The 937-nt window shown below is 52.1% G+C and carries 1 rRNA gene; it reads left to right on the forward strand.

From position 1 onward, the window contains the following. A 23S ribosomal RNA gene (locus LCL91_RS21885) occupies nucleotides 1-937 on the forward strand; the annotation flags it as partial.

Raw genomic sequence — 937 nt, forward strand, 5'->3', positions numbered from 1 at the left:
AGAACCTGAAACCGTGTGCCTACAACTAGTTGGAGCCCGTTAATGGGTGACAGCGTGCCTTTTGTAGAATGAACCGGCGAGTTACGATCCCGTGCAAGGTTAAGCTGATAAGGCGGAGCCGCAGCGAAAGCGAGTCTGAATAGGGCGAAATAGTACGTGGTCGTAGACCCGAAACCAGGTGATCTACCCATGTCCAGGGTGAAGTTCAGGTAACACTGAATGGAGGCCCGAACCCACGCATGTTGAAAAATGCGGGGATGAGGTGTGGGTAGCGGTGAAATGCCAATCGAACCTGGAGATAGCTGGTTCTCTCCGAAATAGCTTTAGGGCTAGCCTCGCGGCAAGAATCTTGGAGGTAGAGCACTGATTGGACTAGGGGTCCTTACCGGATTACCGAATCCAGTCAAACTCCGAATGCCAACGATTTATCCGCGGGAGTCAGACTGCGAGTGATAAGATCCGTAGTCGAGAGGGAAACAGCCCAGACCACCAGCTAAGGTCCCAAAGTATACGTTAAGTGGAAAAGGATGTGGCGTTGCTTAGACAACCAGGATGTTGGCTTAGAAGCAGCCATCATTTAAAGAGTGCGTAATAGCTCACTGGTCGAGTGACGCTGCGCCGAAAATGTACCGGGGCTAAACGTATCACCGAAGCTGTGGATTGTCTTACGACAATGGTAGGAGAGCGTTCTAAGGGCTGTGAAGTCAGACCGAAAGGACTGGTGGAGCGCTTAGAAGTGAGAATGCCGGTATGAGTAGCGAAAGACAAGTGAGAATCTTGTCCGTCGAAAGCCCAAGGTTTCCTGAGGAAGGCTCGTCCGCTCAGGGTTAGTCGGGACCTAAGCCGAGGCCGAAAGGCGTAGGCGATGGATAACAGGTTGATATTCCTGTACCACCTCCTTTCCGTTTGAACGACGGGGGGACGCAGAAAGATAGGG

The organism is Guptibacillus hwajinpoensis (genome assembly GCF_020171785.1).
In the GTDB taxonomy this organism is placed as follows: domain Bacteria; phylum Bacillota; class Bacilli; order Bacillales; family Guptibacillaceae; genus Guptibacillus; species Guptibacillus sedimenti.